The organism is Alphaproteobacteria bacterium US3C007 (genome assembly GCA_034423775.1).
In the GTDB taxonomy this organism is placed as follows: Bacteria; Pseudomonadota; Alphaproteobacteria; order Rhodobacterales; family Rhodobacteraceae; genus Thalassovivens; species Thalassovivens spotae.
In genome coordinates this window covers 792,442-807,548 of the sequence record CP139918.1, presented here as the reverse complement: position 1 = coordinate 807,548, position 15,107 = coordinate 792,442, and the positions used below count along the sequence as shown (strand labels likewise).

Annotated in this window: 12 protein-coding genes, 1 tRNA gene and 1 pseudogene; 7 read left to right on the top strand and 7 right to left on the bottom strand. The window is 52.2% G+C overall.

The genetic code is table 11. The features are described 5' to 3' along the window. The first annotated feature begins 4 nt into the window (after positions 1-4). Positions 5-523 (top strand): annotated as a pseudogene (locus UM181_04035) (arginine deiminase family protein). Positions 524-948: 425 nt separating this feature from the next. On the opposite strand, the gene UM181_04030 reads toward UM181_04035, so the two are convergent. Together UM181_04030 and secA are read right to left on the bottom strand one after the other, a co-directional pair. Continuing rightward, positions 949-1,025: transfer RNA gene (locus UM181_04030), tRNA-Arg, on the bottom strand. Positions 1,026-1,123: 98 nt separating this feature from the next. Then, on the bottom strand, positions 1,124-3,808 hold the full coding sequence (gene secA / locus UM181_04025; protein WQC63786.1) for a preprotein translocase subunit SecA: 2,685 nt from the start codon (positions 3,806-3,808) through the stop codon (positions 1,124-1,126). Between the two features lie 171 nt (positions 3,809-3,979). On the opposite strand from secA, the gene UM181_04020 reads away from it, so the two are divergent. The 3 genes from UM181_04020 to mutT are packed head-to-tail and all read left to right on the top strand — an operon-like array spanning position 3,980 to position 6,453. Continuing rightward, positions 3,980-4,828 carry a peptidylprolyl isomerase gene (locus UM181_04020; GenBank protein WQC63785.1) on the top strand — a complete coding sequence of 283 codons (849 nt, stop codon included), beginning with the start codon at positions 3,980-3,982 and terminating at the stop codon, positions 4,826-4,828. Between the two features lie 12 nt (positions 4,829-4,840). Further along, the gene (gene argJ / locus UM181_04015) at positions 4,841-6,058 is read left to right on the top strand and encodes a bifunctional glutamate N-acetyltransferase/amino-acid acetyltransferase ArgJ (protein WQC63784.1); all 1,218 of its coding nucleotides are present in this window, start codon (positions 4,841-4,843) and stop codon (positions 6,056-6,058) included. Then, on the top strand, positions 6,055-6,453 hold the full coding sequence (gene mutT, locus UM181_04010; GenBank protein ID WQC63783.1) for an 8-oxo-dGTP diphosphatase MutT: 399 nt from the start codon (positions 6,055-6,057) through the stop codon (positions 6,451-6,453). Before argJ ends, mutT begins: the two co-directional genes overlap by 4 nt. 108 nt (positions 6,454-6,561) lie before the next feature. Here the strand turns inward: mutT and infB are convergent, their stop codons facing one another. The 4 genes from infB to rimP are packed head-to-tail and all read right to left on the bottom strand — an operon-like array spanning position 6,562 to position 11,892. After that, positions 6,562-9,057 carry a translation initiation factor IF-2 gene (gene infB, locus UM181_04005; GenBank protein ID WQC63782.1) on the bottom strand — a complete coding sequence of 832 codons (2,496 nt, stop codon included), beginning with the start codon at positions 9,055-9,057 and terminating at the stop codon, positions 6,562-6,564. Then, positions 9,054-9,689, bottom strand: a complete 636-nt coding sequence (locus tag UM181_04000) for an RNA-binding protein (GenBank protein WQC63781.1) — start codon at positions 9,687-9,689, stop codon at positions 9,054-9,056. Before UM181_04000 ends, infB begins: the two co-directional genes overlap by 4 nt. An 11-nt stretch (positions 9,690-9,700) precedes the next feature. After that, the gene (gene nusA, locus UM181_03995; GenBank protein ID WQC63780.1) at positions 9,701-11,317 is read right to left on the bottom strand and encodes a transcription termination factor NusA; all 1,617 of its coding nucleotides are present in this window, start codon (positions 11,315-11,317) and stop codon (positions 9,701-9,703) included. A 2-nt stretch (positions 11,318-11,319) separates the two neighbouring features. Next, the gene (gene rimP, locus UM181_03990; GenBank protein WQC63779.1) at positions 11,320-11,892 is read right to left on the bottom strand and encodes a ribosome maturation factor RimP; all 573 of its coding nucleotides are present in this window, start codon (positions 11,890-11,892) and stop codon (positions 11,320-11,322) included. A 361-nt stretch (positions 11,893-12,253) separates the two neighbouring features. Here rimP and modB point away from each other — a divergent pair, with 361 nt between their 5' ends. Together modB and modC are read left to right on the top strand one after the other, a co-directional pair. Next, complete coding sequence (gene modB / locus UM181_03985) at positions 12,254-12,952, top strand: molybdate ABC transporter permease subunit (protein ID WQC63778.1); 699 nt, start codon at positions 12,254-12,256, stop codon at positions 12,950-12,952. Continuing rightward, entirely contained in the window at positions 12,949-14,028 is a 1,080-nt protein-coding gene (modC, locus tag UM181_03980) for a molybdenum ABC transporter ATP-binding protein (GenBank protein ID WQC63777.1), read from the top strand. Before modB ends, modC begins: the two co-directional genes overlap by 4 nt. A 13-nt stretch (positions 14,029-14,041) precedes the next feature. On the opposite strand, the gene UM181_03975 is transcribed toward modC, so the two are convergent. Beyond that, on the bottom strand, positions 14,042-14,281 hold the full coding sequence (locus UM181_03975) for a hypothetical protein (protein ID WQC63776.1): 240 nt from the start codon (positions 14,279-14,281) through the stop codon (positions 14,042-14,044). A 78-nt stretch (positions 14,282-14,359) separates the two neighbouring features. On the opposite strand from UM181_03975, the gene UM181_03970 reads away from it, so the two are divergent. After that, a complete protein-coding gene (locus UM181_03970) occupies positions 14,360-15,091 on the top strand; it encodes a M48 family metallopeptidase (protein WQC63775.1) in 732 nt (243 codons plus the stop codon). Positions 15,092-15,107 lie beyond the last annotated feature (16 nt).

The window sequence follows — 15,107 nt, the reverse complement described above, 5'->3', positions numbered from 1 at the left end:
CCGCATGACCAACAACTCCTCTTTCGAATTCTTCCGCGCCATCACGCGCTGCCCTGCCGCCAGTATCGTGGACGGTTTGCGGGCTAAGGATACGGGCACACCGGATCTGAAGCAGATGCTTGCCGACCACGCCCATTATGTCGCCACGCTGAAGCGGACAGGGGCCGAGGTGATCGAATTGCCGCCACTGGAGGAATACCCTGACGGCGTGTTTGTCGAGGACACAGCGCTTTGCCTGCCGCAGGGCGCGGTACTGATGCGCCCGAGCGCAGCTTCGCGCCTGGGCGAAGTGGATGAAATGGCGCCGACCCTGCATCAGGTCTATGATGATGTCCGCCGCATCGAAGGCCCCGGCCATATCGAGGGCGGCGATATCCTAGTGACCGGCCGCGAGATCCTGGTGGGCCGGTCGGCACGTACCGATGCGGAAGGGGTTTCGGAATTGGACGCCATCGTCTCGGAGTGGGGCCACAGCCTGCGCGAGGTTTTCACGCCTTCAGGGGTATTGCACTTCAAAACCGACTCCCACCCACCAATCTGATCAATCAGATCCATTGGGCATTCCACAGCTCTCAGACGGTCTCTGAAGGTATGCCTAAGGCAATGCGCAGTAAGACCATCAAAGTCCGTTGCAATTTCAGAAAGTTTAAAAGATCTTGGTTTGAAGCTGAATAAAATAGTTGGAATATCAACAGGCTGTATTGAGGTCGTATTACTCCAAGATCCCTCCAATACATTACCCAGACGTTTTACATAAGCCTCAGCCTCTTCCGGGCATTTGGATAAGGCTTGCCTGATGAACGCACCGTAAGCTTCCACTGCGTGTTTAGGTACATGGCGGTTATAATAATAGGTGCCTGAACGGCATATTGTGTACGGAATGTGCAACACCACGGTCTCCCTCGATGATCAAATTCGAAGGAATTCCAATAAGTTGCGCTGAAAATATGGCGATCCCTGCAGGACTCGAACCTGCAACCTACTGCTTAGAAGGCAGTTGCTCTATCCAGTTGAGCTAAGGGACCCGCGACGTGAGCATCGACTCTCACATCGTCTTATTTTGCCGCTGGCGTCATGTCAAACGCTCAACGGCTTTGAGCAGCTTCTAGTTGGTGAACTGCGCTTAGCTCAAACGGCCATGGCAATGTTTAAATTTCTTTTCAGAGCCGCAGGGGCAGGGATCATTGCGCCCTGGATTTCCCCAAGTTGAGGGATCGTCTTCAACAAATCCATTTTCTGCCGGGGCTGTTTGCGATGTTTGCATTTCTGCTTGGGATTGCTTTTGCTGCGCAACCATCTGCTGCATCATCGCTTGCTGTTCGGCCTCTGTCATTGGCCGCACCAATGATAATTGTTTGCTTACATCGGTGCGTAAGCTGGCCAACAGGCTTTCAAACAATTGAAAAGCCTCAGATTTATATTCATTCAATGGGTCGCGCTGGGCATATCCGCGAAAGCCAACCACGCTGCGTAAATGCTCAAGCGTTATCAGATGCTCGCGCCATTTGCTGTCAATCGTTTGCAAAAGTACCTGCTTTTCGACTTGCCGCATCGTTGTGGGCCCAAAAGCTATGGCTTTCTCCGCCATCATTTTATCTGAAGCATCCTCAAGGCGCTCACGAATGCTTTCGTCATCCACGCCTTCCTCATCTGCCCAATCTGTGATCGGCAAATCCATATTCAGCTGCTCTGCAACAGCCGTCTGTAAGGCTTCGCTTTCCCATTGTTCGGCATAGGATTTTGGTGGCATATAGGTGGTGACAAGATCGTCAATCACATCATGACGCATATCTTGCGTCACATCCGACAAGTCTTCTGATTGCAAAATATCCAAGCGTTGCTCAAAAATTGCGCGGCGTTGATCATTCATCACATCGTCGAATTTAAGCAATTGTTTTCGTATATCAAAATTGCGGCCCTCAACCTTTGACTGAGCGCGTTCTAAAGATTTGTTAACCCAAGAATGGGTAATGGCTTCGCCTTTTTCCATTCCGAATTTTGACAAGACTTTATCCAAGCGCTCAGAGCCGAAGATCCGCATCAAGTCATCATCAAGGCTGAGAAAAAACGAAGATCGACCCGGGTCGCCTTGGCGGCCCGAACGGCCACGCAATTGGTTGTCAATCCGCCGGCTTTCATGACGCTCGGTGGCCAAAACGAATAAACCGCCCGCCTCCAGAACCCGCTGCTTTTCTGCGCTGGTTTCTGCTTCAATCGTACGGCGCAAATCCTCTGGATTTGCTTCAGGGGTTTCGGCCAAGGCGGTGAACATTTTCATCTCAACATTGCCGCCCAGTTGAATGTCCGTTCCCCGACCAGCCATATTGGTGGCAATCGTCACCGCGCCAAATTTTCCGGCATCTCCGACGATTTGCGCCTCTTGCTCATGTTGACGCGCATTCAACACATTATGTTGGATTTTGGCTTTTTTCAGCATTTGAGACAGGGCTTCAGATTTCTCAATCGAAGTGGTGCCAACCAAAATTGGCTGACCTTTATCATGCGCTGTTTGGATTTCTTCGACGATCGCGGTATATTTTTCATCTGCCGTCCGATACACGCGGTCATCTTCATCAATGCGCGAGATCGGGCGGTTCGTTGGCACTTCTACGACGCCCAGCTTATAGATTTCCATGAATTCTTCAGCCTCGGTATTGGCGGTACCGGTCATGCCTGCCAATTTATCATAAAGCCGGAAATAATTTTGAAACGTCACGCTGGCCAAGGTAACGTTTTCTGCCTGAATCGTACAATTCTCTTTGGCTTCGATGGCTTGGTGTAGCCCGTCCGACAGGCGCCGCCCCGCCATCATACGCCCGGTGAACTCATCGATTAACACAACTTCACTGTTGCGCACGATATAATCCTTATCGCGGGTGAAAAGCTTGTGCGCGCGCAGGCCTTGATTGACGTGATGTACAAGCGTTGTGCTTTCCGGATCATACAGACTTTGGGTTTCGGGCAGGATCTCTTTTTGCCGCAATAGGTCTTCTAAGAAATCATTGCCTTCATCCGTAAAGTTCGCGTTTCTGGATTTTTCATCCAGCGTGTAATGCTCTTCGGTCAGCTCTGGGATCACAGCGTCGATCGCTTGATATAAGTCCGAGCGGTCCTGCGCTTGCCCTGAGATGATCAGGGGCGTGCGGGCTTCATCGATCAGGATGCTATCAACCTCATCCACAATCGCAAAATGATGTTGCTTTTGATACATTTGCGAGAGTTCTGTTTTCATATTATCGCGTAGATAATCGAATCCGAGTTCATTGTTGGTGGCATAAGTTATATCGCAGGCATAGGCTTTTTGTTTTTCACCTTCATCTTGATTGGGATAGACCACGCCCGTGGTAAGACCCAGCGCCCCATAAACGTTTGACATCCATTCGCTGTCACGTTTGGCAAGATAGTCATTTACGGTAACAACATGAACGCCCTTGCCCGTCAGCGCGTTCAAATAGGCGGGAAATGTCGCCACCAAGGTTTTGCCTTCACCGGTTTTCATTTCTGAAATATTACCTTGATGCAGAAAAATCCCCCCCAGCAATTGCACGTCAAACGCGCGCAAACCCAAAGTGCGCTTGGCGGCTTCTCGGCAATTGGCAAACGCTTCGGGCAACAACTCATCCAAAGTTGTGCCGCTGTTTAAGCGGGTTTTGAACTCTTGGGTTTTGGCAATGATAGCCTCATCAGAGAGGGCCTGATAATCAGCCTCTAAGGCATTGATTTTTTCAACCATCGGCATGGTTGATTTCATCACGCGGTCATTCGGGGAACCGAATACTTTTTTCGCCAGTTTTCCGAACCCTAACATGGTCTCTCCAATCAATAATCACGCAACTATCTGCATGTCGGCCTTGCTCTGATGGGCAAGTCTGAATAGGTGTAAAGCAGGCAGCCTTAACACCATAAGCGATGTAAGGGCCCCGATAGTGAGTGTCAACGCCAGCCAGAGGCGGCGGGTTATAAATAAAGGAAAAAGGCGATGGGTTTTCATAAATTGGTTCTGCTCGCAGCGACGTGCTGCGCATTTGGCAGTGGTGCTTGGGCGCAAGAGGCGGTTTCGGCTGAAACGGTTGTGGCCCGCGTGAATGGCGAAGCAATCACGCTTGGGCATATGCTCTTGGTGCGGGAAAGCTTGCCGAATGAATATAAATCTTTGCCCGATCGCCAATTGTTTGATGGGATCTTAGAGCAATTGGTGCAGCAGACTATTCTGTCGCAAAAAAGTTCGGCTCCCGATTCTTTGCAAATCAGGTTAACGCTTGAAAATGATCGTCGTTTGATGCGGGCTGCGCGGATGATTGAACAATGGTCAGAACAGCCGATCAGTGAAGGCGCTATACAAGACGCTTATGAAGCAGCCTATTCAGGCGTTGATCAAGGCTTGGAATATAAAGCCGCGCATATTTTGGTGGAAACGGAAGCGGCAGCGCTTGAGTTGATCGAGAAGGTGAACGCCGGAGAAGAGTTTGCGGCTTTGGCCCGTGACTTCTCGACTGGGCCATCTGGCCCGGGGGGCGGCGACCTTGGCTGGTTTGGTAAGGGTATGATGGTGCCACCATTTGAGCAGGCGGTTATAGAACTTGAAGTGGGCGAAGTGTCAAAGCCGGTGAAAACAGATTTTGGATGGCATGTTATTCTTTTGAATGAAACGCGCGCCGTGGAAAGCCCCGCCCTAGAGGATGTGCGCGAGATGCTCGTTGAGGATCTGCGCCGCGCCGCGGTTGAGGCTGAGATGGCTATTTTAAGAAGCCAAGCCGATATTAAACTGATTGAAGATCCACAAATCGATCCTGGCGCCGTGAAAAACTTTGAGCTGTTATCCCAGTAAAGGAGCCTGAATATGGCAAAGTCCCCCTTGGCTCCAGCGCAGTTTCCCACGCTGCCCAATGTGGCAGGGGTGCGCTTTGGCACCCTGGCGGCTGGCATTAAATACCAAAACCGCTCGGATGTGATGTTGGCAGAATTGGCGCCTGGCACCAGCATCGCGGGCGTGTTTACACAATCGGCCACCCGCTCTGCAGCGGTATTGGATTGCCAAAAAAAGCTGGGCCTGCCAGCGGCTGAGGGCGCTGCTATTTTGGTGAATTCTGGCAACGCGAATGCCTTTACCGGCCATCGTGGTATGGCCTCTGTTGAGGCTTTGACAAAGGCGCTTGCTGATCAGCTTAAGCTGTCTGAAACGCGGATTTTTACCGCCTCGACTGGCGTGATCGGTGAGCCTCTGAAGCATGAAAAAATTTCAACACGGATGCCAGAGTTGATTGCCGATCTTGACGCAGAAGGCATCGCCATGGCCGCGCAAGCGATTATGACCACGGATACCTATCCCAAGGGCGCAAGCGCGCAGGTGGAAACCCCGTCTGGACCGGTCAATATTGTTGGCATTGCAAAGGGGTCCGGCATGATCGCACCCGATATGGCCACAATGCTGGCCTATATTTTTACCGATGCGCAGATAGAACAGGCTGAGTTGCAGGGTCTTTTATCGTTGTTAAACGAGGTGACGTTTAACGCCATCACCGTCGATAGCGATACCTCAACCTCAGACACGTTGATTTTGGCAGCCACCGGAGCTTCGGGGCACTGCGTGTCTGCGCAGAATACGGCCTTTGCGGAAGGCTTACATCAGGTGATGCGCGATCTTGCGCATCAGGTGGTCCGCGATGGCGAAGGCGCGCGTAAATTTGTTGAAGTAAGGCTGACGGGCGCCGCCAGCGATCAGGATGCCAAACAACATGCTAAAGCGATCGCAAACTCGCCTTTAGTGAAAACCGCGCTGGCGGGTGAGGATCCCAATTGGGGGCGGATTGTTATGGCTCTTGGAAAATCCGGAGCTGCTGCTGAGCGGGATTTGATCAAGATTTGGTTGGGCGATATCTTGGTTGCCGAGCAGGGCTGGGTGGCTGCCAGCTATAGCGAGGAACGGGGCGCGGCCTATATGAAAAACGCGGAATTGGTAATCGCGGTTGATTTGGGTTTGGGCAATGGTGCGGCCACCGTTTGGACCTGTGATTTGACCCATGATTATATTTCAATTAACGCGGATTATCGCTCGTGAAAACGGTTTTGGTTTCAGCGGTTGCGCTGGTTGATGCCGATGGGCGCGTGCTGATTGCACAGCGCCCTGAGGGCAAAGCCATGGCTGGGTTGTGGGAATTTCCCGGTGGTAAGATTGAGCCAGGTGAAACGCCCGAAGTGGCGCTTGTGCGCGAATTGAAAGAAGAGTTGGGCATAGAAACCTGGGATAGTTGTTTGGCGCCCCTGACCTTTGCCAGCCACAGTTATGAAGATTTCCATTTGCTCATGCCCTTGTTTATTTGCCGGAAATGGCAGGGCATTGTGGCGCCCAAAGAGGGGCAGAAATTGCAATGGGTATACGCCAAAGAGCTGCGCGATTATCCAATGCCGGCTGCGGATATACCGCTGATTTCCATCTTGCGCGATTGGCTATAGCAGCCTGCGTATCACCTGGCCTGCGATACACACCAAGCTCAAGCAGTTCCGCATAAAAAAGCCGCCCCAGCGTGGGGCGGCTTTTTTTATTCGTCTAGATGTCGCGGTTTAGCTGAGAACCCGCTCAATCTCTTGACGCTCAAAGATTTCGATCACATCATTAGCGCGAATATCTTCATAATTTTCAAACGCCATGCCGCATTCTTGACCAGATTGAACCTCTGGTACTTCGTCTTTGAAGCGCTTAAGCGTTTTCAACGTGCCTTCATGGATCACCACGTTGTCACGCAGCAGGCGCACGCCAGCGCTGCGCCGCGCCACACCTTCGGTGATCAAACAGCCGGCAACCCGACCAACCCCAGAGACTTTAAACACTTCTTTGATCTGCGCATAGCCGATGAAGTTTTCTCGAATTTCGGCGCTGAGCAAGCCGCTGGCTGCGGCTTTTACATCATCAACAAGATCATAAATCACCGAGTAATAACGGATTTCAACGCCTTTTTGATTGGCTGAATTGCGCGCAGGCGCGTTGGCTCGCACGTTAAAGCCGATCACGGGCGCGCCGGATGCTTCGGCCAGCCCAATATCGCTTTCGGTGATCGCACCAACACCCGAATGCAGAACGCGCACGCGCACTTCCTCATTGCCAATTTTATCCATCGCCTGAACGATAGCTTCGGCAGAGCCTTGCACATCAGCTTTCACCAAAACGGGCAGTTCCGAGATATTTTCATCCTCTTTGGCTTTTGCCATCAATTGTTCAAGGGTTGTGGCTGCCCCCGCTGCCGCGCGCTTTTCTTTGGCTAAATTGGCGCGGTAATCCGCAATTTCGCGGGCTTGAGCTTCTGTTTCCACCACGTTTAGAACATCGCCTGCTTCGGGCGTTCCATTGATGCCGAGCACCTCAACCGGTACTGATGGGCCCGCGGTTTTGATGCGCTCGCCCTTATCATTTATCAAGGCGCGCACTTTTCCCCACTGCTCACCAACGACGAAAATATCGCCTTGGTTCAAGGTGCCTTTTTGCACCAAAACCGTCGCAACGGGCCCGCGGCCCACATCCAGCTGCGCTTCAATCACAGCGCCTTGCGCGGCGCGGTCAGGGTTGGCGGTCAATTCTAAAATCTCGGCTTGCAGCGCGATGGCTTCCAGCAAATCATCCAGCCCCATCCCGCTGATCGCGGAGACTTCAACATCTTGGACCTCGCCCGACATTTTTTCAACAATCACTTCATGCTGAAGCAAGTCAGTGCGCACCTTATCCGGGGTGGCATCAGGTTTGTCCATTTTGTTGATCGCAACGATCATGGGTACTTTGGCCGCTTGGGCATGGTTAATGGCTTCGATTGTTTGCGGCATGACCGCATCATCTGCCGCCACAACCAGAACCACAATATCGGTGACTTGCGCCCCGCGTGATCGCATTGAGGTAAAGGCCGCGTGACCGGGCGTGTCTAAGAAGCTTAGCACCGCGCCGCTATCGGTTGACACTTGATAGGCCCCGATATGCTGCGTGATTCCGCCCGCTTCCCCTGACACCACTTTGGTTTTGCGAATAGCATCCAGCAGCGACGTTTTACCATGATCGACATGGCCCATGATCGTAATCACTGGCGGCCGCGGTTTTAATGTTTCCGTATCATCTTCGATTTCGTTGATCACATCTTCAACATCCGAATCAGAAACCCGAACAACTTTATGCCCGAATTCTTCGATGATCAGTTCCGCCGTATCGGCATCAATCGTTTGGTTTTGCGTGACCATCATTCCCATTTTCATCAGGGATTTCACGACTTCGGCCGAGCGTTCGGCCATGCGGTTGGCCAATTCAGACACTGTGATCGCTTCGGGAAGTTGCACTTCGCGCACAATTTTTTCCCGCTCGGCGCTGGTGCCCATAGCTTTTTGCCGCGCCCGCTCTTGTTTGCGGCGCATTGCGGCCATTGATTTTTGCCGGCCGCCTTCGCCTTCCAAAGCTTGTGATAGGGTAAGCTTACCAGAGCGCCGGCCATCATCACGGCCTTTATTGTTGCGTCGGTCTTGTTCGGTTTCGCGTTCTTTCTTGCGCGAGGTCGGCGCGGCCGATTTCAACGTGGGGCGTTTGACCTCGCCTTCATTCTTGACCGCGGGCGCTGCCACGGCTGATTTTGCATCAGCGGCGGCTTTCTTCGCAGAGTCTTCGCGTTCTTTGCGCAGACGGGTCTCTTCTTCAGTTTTCTTACGCGCGATTTCTTCAGCTTCGCGTTGCTCGCGCTCTTTCTCTGCTTGCTCTGCGCGACGGCGCTCGCGTTCTTTTTGGCGGTTCTCTTCTTCCGCGGCGCGGGTTGCCGTATCTTCGGCTTCGCGGGCTTTGGCGGCTTGCACAGCTTTTAAGCGGCGCGCCATTTCTGTATCTGAGATGCCCGCGGGCCGATTGCTGGATTGTGTCTTCGCAGGGTTTGTGCCCGGCTGCACTGGTGTACCCGCCTTTGGCACAACCACGCGCTTGCGCTTGGTTTCAACCAAAACATTTTTGGTTCTGCCATGGCTAAAGCTTTGTTTCACGTTTCCCGAACGGGGCGTGCCGCGTAAGCCCAAAGTTTTTTTGCCGTCACTATCGCTCATCTAGCTGTCTTTTCCTTCTGGAGGGGTGATTTTGCACCCTCCGTTATGCGCAGGCCTTTCAGCCGATGCGCTTCCTCTACTACACGTTGCGTAATTCCGCTAGACGCAAGTGCGCAATGAATTACAGTCTGTCGCCCAAATGCCATCCCTAGCTCATCTGAGCGCAGCCAGCCTATGAAGCGCCCTCCATAGGGCGTACTCAGCTTTGATTTGCCACGTTCTGATCCATCGCTGGATTGCACCAACACTTTGGCCTGCTCTTTACTTAGCCAATCTTTCACTTTCTCATACCCGGCGATCGCACGCCCTGACTTGCGCGCTAAGCTTAACAAATCAATAACCCGCCGCAATAGCTGGGCCTCAAGATCCTGCAAAAGCGTTTCAGAAACCTGAACAGGCTGCTTTGCACTATGCGCAAACAAGCGTTTTTTCACCGCTTTTTGCAAGGCCTGCTGATTGCTAGACACCCAGATGCCGCGCCCCGGCAGTTTGCCCAAGACATCGGCAACCAGATGACCATCGGGGCTGACCACAAAGCGCATCATGTCATGCGTTGGGCATAGCGCGCCCGTTGCGATGCATTTTCGCTCTTGGGCCTGGCCGGCTATGTCATATGATCGGTTGCGCGACATAAATCAGATGCTTAGCTTTCTTCTTCTGTTTCGGTAGCGTCATCCTCATCATCACCTTCGGTGATAAGGTCGTTCGGATCCACCCAGCCTAGAACGATCCGCGCGGTCATTACGAGGTCTTGTGCCTCTTCCAGACTCACGTCAAAACTTTCCAGTAAGCCATCGTCTTTCACCCGCTCGCCATCAACGGTTGTCCAGCCGCCGGCCAATTCCCAATCCGCACAAGTGGCAAAATCTTCCAACGTTTTGATGCCATCTTCGGCCAATGCCTCGATCATTTTAGGCGTCAAACCCTCAAAAGAGACAAGGCTGTCTTCCACGCCCAATTCGCGGGCCCGCTCAAGCGCTTTGCGCGCCGTTTCTTCAAGATACTCCTGCGCGCGCACCTGCAGCTCTTTTGCGGTATCTTCGTCAACGCCGTCGATCACGAGCAATTCGTCAACTTCGACATAGGCCACTTCTTCAAGCGAGGTGAAGCCCTCAGATACCAAGAGCTGTGCGAAGAATTCATCCAGATCGAGCGTTTCCATGAACAGTTGCGTGCGTTCTTCAAACTCTTTTTGACGACGCGCGCTTTCTTCCTCTTCCGTCATGATATCAATATCAAGATTGGTCAGCTGGCTTGCCAAGCGTACGTTTTGGCCGCGGCGGCCAATCGCCAAGCTCAGCTGCTCTTCTGGCACAACCACTTCGATGCGTTCTGCTTCTTCATCAAGCACCACTTTGCTAACTTCGGCCGGTTGCAGGGCATTCACCAAGAAGGTGGGTTGGTCTTCGTTCCACGGGATTATATCGATTTTCTCGCCCTGAAGCTCATTCACGACGGCTTGAACGCGGCTGCCGCGCATCCCAACGCATGCGCCAACCGGATCAATAGATCCATCATTGCTGAGCACTGCTATTTTGGCGCGTGATCCGGGATCACGGGCGACAGCTTTGATTTCGATAATGCCTTCATAAATTTCCGGCACTTCCATTTTAAACAATTCGGCCATGAATTGTGGATCTGTGCGGCTTAAGAAAATCTGCGGACCGCGGCTTTCGCGGCGCACCTCCTTGATATAACAGCGTATGCGATCATTGGGGCGATAGCTTTCGCGGCCAATTTTTTCATTGCGCCGCAAAACAGCCTCTCCACGACCGACATCAACGATCACATTGCCGTATTCTTCGCGTTTAACTTGGCCGTTGATAATGGTTCCGGCACGATCTTGGAATTCTTCGAATTGTCTGTCGCGCTCGGCCTCGCGCACTTTTTGAAGAATCACTTGTTTGGCGGATTGCGCAGCGATTCGTCCCATATCCACCGGTGGGATTTCTTCGATAAATTGATCACCAACGCTTGGATTTTCAAGATATTGCTTGCCTTGTTCAACGGTCATTTCCGCCTGATAATTTTCAAGCTCGGCCTCTTCCACAACCGTACGCACACGGGTGAATTTTGCGCGGCCGGTTTTGCGATCGATAGCAACGCGAATATCCATTTCGCTGCCATAGCGGGATTTGGCAGCCCGCGCCAAACTTTCTTCCATAGCTTCAATCACCAGAGTGGGATCGATCATTTTTTCGCGTGCCACGGCTTCGGCGGTTTGCAACAGCTCAAGCTGATTTGCAGAGGTAATAGCCATTGTTAGTCCTCCTGCGACCCTTCGGTCTCGATATCGTCAAATTTATCTTCACTTAATGCGCCAGAGGCTTTGCGTTGGCGCAGCATTTCTTTAATCAACTCATCCGTTAGGACCAGTTTTGCGTCAGACATCCATTCAAAATTAAGCCCAATTGTGCCCTCTTCGATGTTAATCAGCACATCATCGCCCTCAATTCCGGCCAAAACGCCCTTGAAGCGCCGCCGACCATCGATCAAGTCATGGGTCTCAATTTTTGCTTCATAGCCTTCGAAGAGCTCGAAATCTTTTAGCCTGGTCAATGGGCGGTCAATGCCCGGGCTCGACACTTCCAGCGTATACATATCTAGAATCGGATCTTCCACGTCTAAAACCGCGCTAATCGCCGTTGAGATTTCGGCCAAATTATCCACATCAATGCCGCCATCTGCGTTGTCCGCCATCACCTGCAAAGTGGTCTCTTTGCCGCTCATCAAGCGCACGCGCACCAATTCAAAGCCCAGATCCTCAATCACCGGGGTGATGATTTCAGCCAAACGTTGGTCAATGGCAGCTTTTGCTATCAAATCGTTGATCATGGATCCAAACATAAAAAAACGGGCCCGCGGCCCGTATGAACTTCCGGTGGAACATTGAAACCAACGCGCCGCTGTTGATCAGGCTTTTAAGAGGTTTTTCGATTTGCTGCAAGCCCTCTTTTTATTTGGGGCTACCGCTGAATGGTGATAGCGGATTACGCGATTTGGTCCACCCGCAAACATCTTTTATTGGGGTGAATTTCTCTCGTTTATGCGCATAGCTGACAAGGGTAATGATCTGATAAAACGGTTCTCAGCTGAAAACAGGCGCGGCCGATGAGGGTTTGAACGGGCTTGCCTTTTGCCCTCAGTGTGAAAAAACAGAAAAGATGATACTTTTGATTATTTCAAAACAGATGGTATGCCTTTGTTTGGGTTAGCCCCTACAGAATGGCAGGCCGTGCAGCTGTCGCTTCTGGTTGCGTTTTGGGCCAGTTTGCTCAGCCTGCCCCTGGCTATTTTGGTGGCATATGCTTTGGCACGCTGGCAATTTTGGGGCCGTCAGCTGCTGAATATTTGCGTTCACTTGCCACTCATTCTGCCACCGGTTGTCACCGGGTATGTTTTGCTGCTTGTCTTCGGGCAGACGGCCCCTGTGGGACGTTTCCTAAGTGATACTTTTGGTATCGTTTTGGCGTTTCGTTGGACGGGCGCTGTGCTGGCGGCTGCGGTCATGGCGTTTCCGCTTATGGTGCGCGCGATCCGTTTGGCGATCGAGGCGGTGGATCCCAAATTAGAACAGGCGGCCACCACGCTTGGCGCCGGACCAATCCGGGTTTTCCTGACCATTACGGTGCCCATGATGGCGCCCGGCTTGGTGGCAGGGGTGGTTTTGGCCTTCGCCAAAGCGATGGGAGAATTTGGGGCAACAATCACCTTTGTGGCAAATATACCGGGCCAGACGCAAACGCTGCCATCGGCGATTTACGCTTTCTTACAGGTGCCAGGGGGGGATACTTCTGCGGTTCGGCTTTTGGTCCTGTCTGTTTTTATCTCTGTTCTTGCGCTGGCGCTGTCCGAATGGATGGCGCGGCGCGTTGTGCATGGCACAGGCCAATGACGCTTTTTTTAGATCTCAATCATTCCGTCGGCGATTTCAATCTTGCGCTCAAATTTCAGGTTCCCAACGGCGTTAGTGCTCTATTCGGCCGCTCGGGTGCGGGTAAAACCACGCTTGTGAATGCGGTTGCAGGTTTGATTACTCCGCAGAAAGGGCGCATTGAAATCGCGGGTCGCGCGGTTTTTGATGCTGGGCGGGGTCTAAACATTCCCCCGCATCAGCGTGGCATCGGCTATGTTTTTCAAGACCCCCGATTATTTCCTCATATGAGCGTGCAGCGCAATTTGAATTATGGGCGCCGCCCGGCGCGCTCTTTTGAGATAGATGCAAATTTAATTATAGATATTTTGGGCCTTGAAAAATTGTTAGACCGACGCCCGGATACATTATCTGGCGGAGAAAAACAGCGGGTCGCGATTGCCCGTGCTTTGTTATCAAACCCTGATTTGCTGCTGCTTGATGAACCATTGGCAGCCTTAGATAGGGCGCGTAAGTTAGAAATTTTAAGCTATCTTGAGCGGTTGCGCGATAAATTGCGCTTGCCGATGCTCTATGTCAGCCACTCGGTGCCCGAACTTGCCCGCTTGGCAACTGATATTGTGGTTATGGATGCGGGCAAACTGGTTGCCTGCGGGCCAGCCTCTGATCTTTTGTCTGATCCGAGTTTGGTGCCACAATTGGGGCTGGCGGCGGCGGGTGCAAGCGTACTTGCGCGTTTAACGGCGCAGTCAGAGGATGGGCTGAGCACCTTGAACACCACAGCCGGCCAGCTTTTTTTGCCCCGAATAGAAGCGCCATTGGGCAGCCGCGTGCGGGTACGGATCTTGGCACAAGACGTGATGATTTCGGTGCAAAAGCCAGAACAAATTTCGGCGTTGAATATCTTGCCCTGTCATATCATATCCTTGCGCCCTGGGGATGGGCCCGGAATGATTGTTGAACTAAACTCGGGCAATGATCGATTGCTCGCGCGCATCACAGCACGCTCTGCAAAGCGCTTGTGCTTGCAGCCCGATCTTGCCTGTTATGCAATCGTAAAAACCTTATCGATCAGACCTGCAGAAGTGGCCATTTAAATGCGCAATTGCGTTATTTCTGATGATGAACCCGGGAATAGGCCCCTTCTGGCAGCGAAATTGCCGCGGCAAGATCGCGCATTTGCGTGATCGAAAGCGTGATTTTTTGAAGTCGATCGGTTCTGGGATCATATTGCTCTACCGTAATACATTCCGCAAAGTTATTGACGATCACATCCTCTTGAAGGGGTGTTTGTCCTTCATCAACCAAAGTGACGACAGTTGCATCGAAATCGTGTTCAATAGTAAACATAGGCACAGTGTAAACGGCTTGCGCTGTAATGCAATTCGCTGCGGTCGGTTTATTTCTGATAAAAAGGGGGAGTTGGCTTTGAACGGGGGGAAACTGGTGGGTTTGCTATGCGTTCTGCTGCTTTCTGCCTGTGCAAGCGCCCCCGCAATTAAAGATTTTGACCGCGCATCAGCAGAAACCTCGAATGAGCCCCAGAAGATGGAGCCAAATTTTATTCCACCAAGCGGGGCCTTTGCCTCTGTTGTCGCTGAGGTCGAGCCGGTGGGAGAAGATTTATGCCGCCGTTTTAGACCCCAATTGAACTGCGATTTTGAAGTGGTTGTTTACAAGAAAAACCCAAATTTGGTGAATGCGTTTCAAACGATAAGATCTAATGGGCGCCCATTGGTTGTGTTTTCGCAGGGATTGATTGAGCATGCCCGCAATGAGGATGAATTGGCCTTTGTTTTAGGGCATGAGATGGCGCATCATCTTGAGGGGCATTTGTATCAGCAATATCATACCGCTCGCAGCGGCGCCGAGAGGTTTGGTGGGCTAATTTCGCTTATCGGTGCCTCGGATCGTTTGGTTCGGAATGCAGAGCGCCTTGGCGCGCGCTTGGGGGGGCGTAAATTTTCTAAAAAGTATGAGCTGGAAGCGGATCGGCTGGGCACTTGGATTGCTACGATCGCGGGGTATGATGCTTTGCGCGGCGCTGCCTTTTTTATGCGCATGTCGGATCCGGCTGACCAGCTTTTGGGCACCCATCCGCCCAATCAGGCGCGGGTTGAGACCGTGCGGAAAGCCATAGCGGATCTTCCCTCCTCGTGACGGCAATCTGCATTAA

Bases quoted from the DNA above. Each gene is read 5' to 3' on its own strand.
- secA (WQC63786.1), bottom strand. From the start codon at position 3,808: ATGTTAGGGTTCGGAAAACTGGCGAAAAAAGTATTCGGTTCCCCGAAT.
- UM181_04020 (WQC63785.1), top strand. From the start codon at position 3,980: ATGGGTTTTCATAAATTGGTTCTGCTCGCAGCGACGTGCTGCGCATTT.
- argJ (WQC63784.1), top strand. From the start codon at position 4,841: ATGGCAAAGTCCCCCTTGGCTCCAGCGCAGTTTCCCACGCTGCCCAAT.
- infB (WQC63782.1), bottom strand. From the start codon at position 9,057: ATGAGCGATAGTGACGGCAAAAAAACTTTGGGCTTACGCGGCACGCCC.
- UM181_04000 (WQC63781.1), bottom strand. From the start codon at position 9,689: ATGTCGCGCAACCGATCATATGACATAGCCGGCCAGGCCCAAGAGCGA.
- nusA (WQC63780.1), bottom strand. From the start codon at position 11,317: ATGGCTATTACCTCTGCAAATCAGCTTGAGCTGTTGCAAACCGCCGAA.
- rimP (WQC63779.1), bottom strand. From the start codon at position 11,892: ATGATCAACGATTTGATAGCAAAAGCTGCCATTGACCAACGTTTGGCT.
- modB (WQC63778.1), top strand. From the start codon at position 12,254: ATGCCTTTGTTTGGGTTAGCCCCTACAGAATGGCAGGCCGTGCAGCTG.
- modC (WQC63777.1), top strand. From the start codon at position 12,949: ATGACGCTTTTTTTAGATCTCAATCATTCCGTCGGCGATTTCAATCTT.
- UM181_03975 (WQC63776.1), bottom strand. From the start codon at position 14,281: ATGTTTACTATTGAACACGATTTCGATGCAACTGTCGTCACTTTGGTT.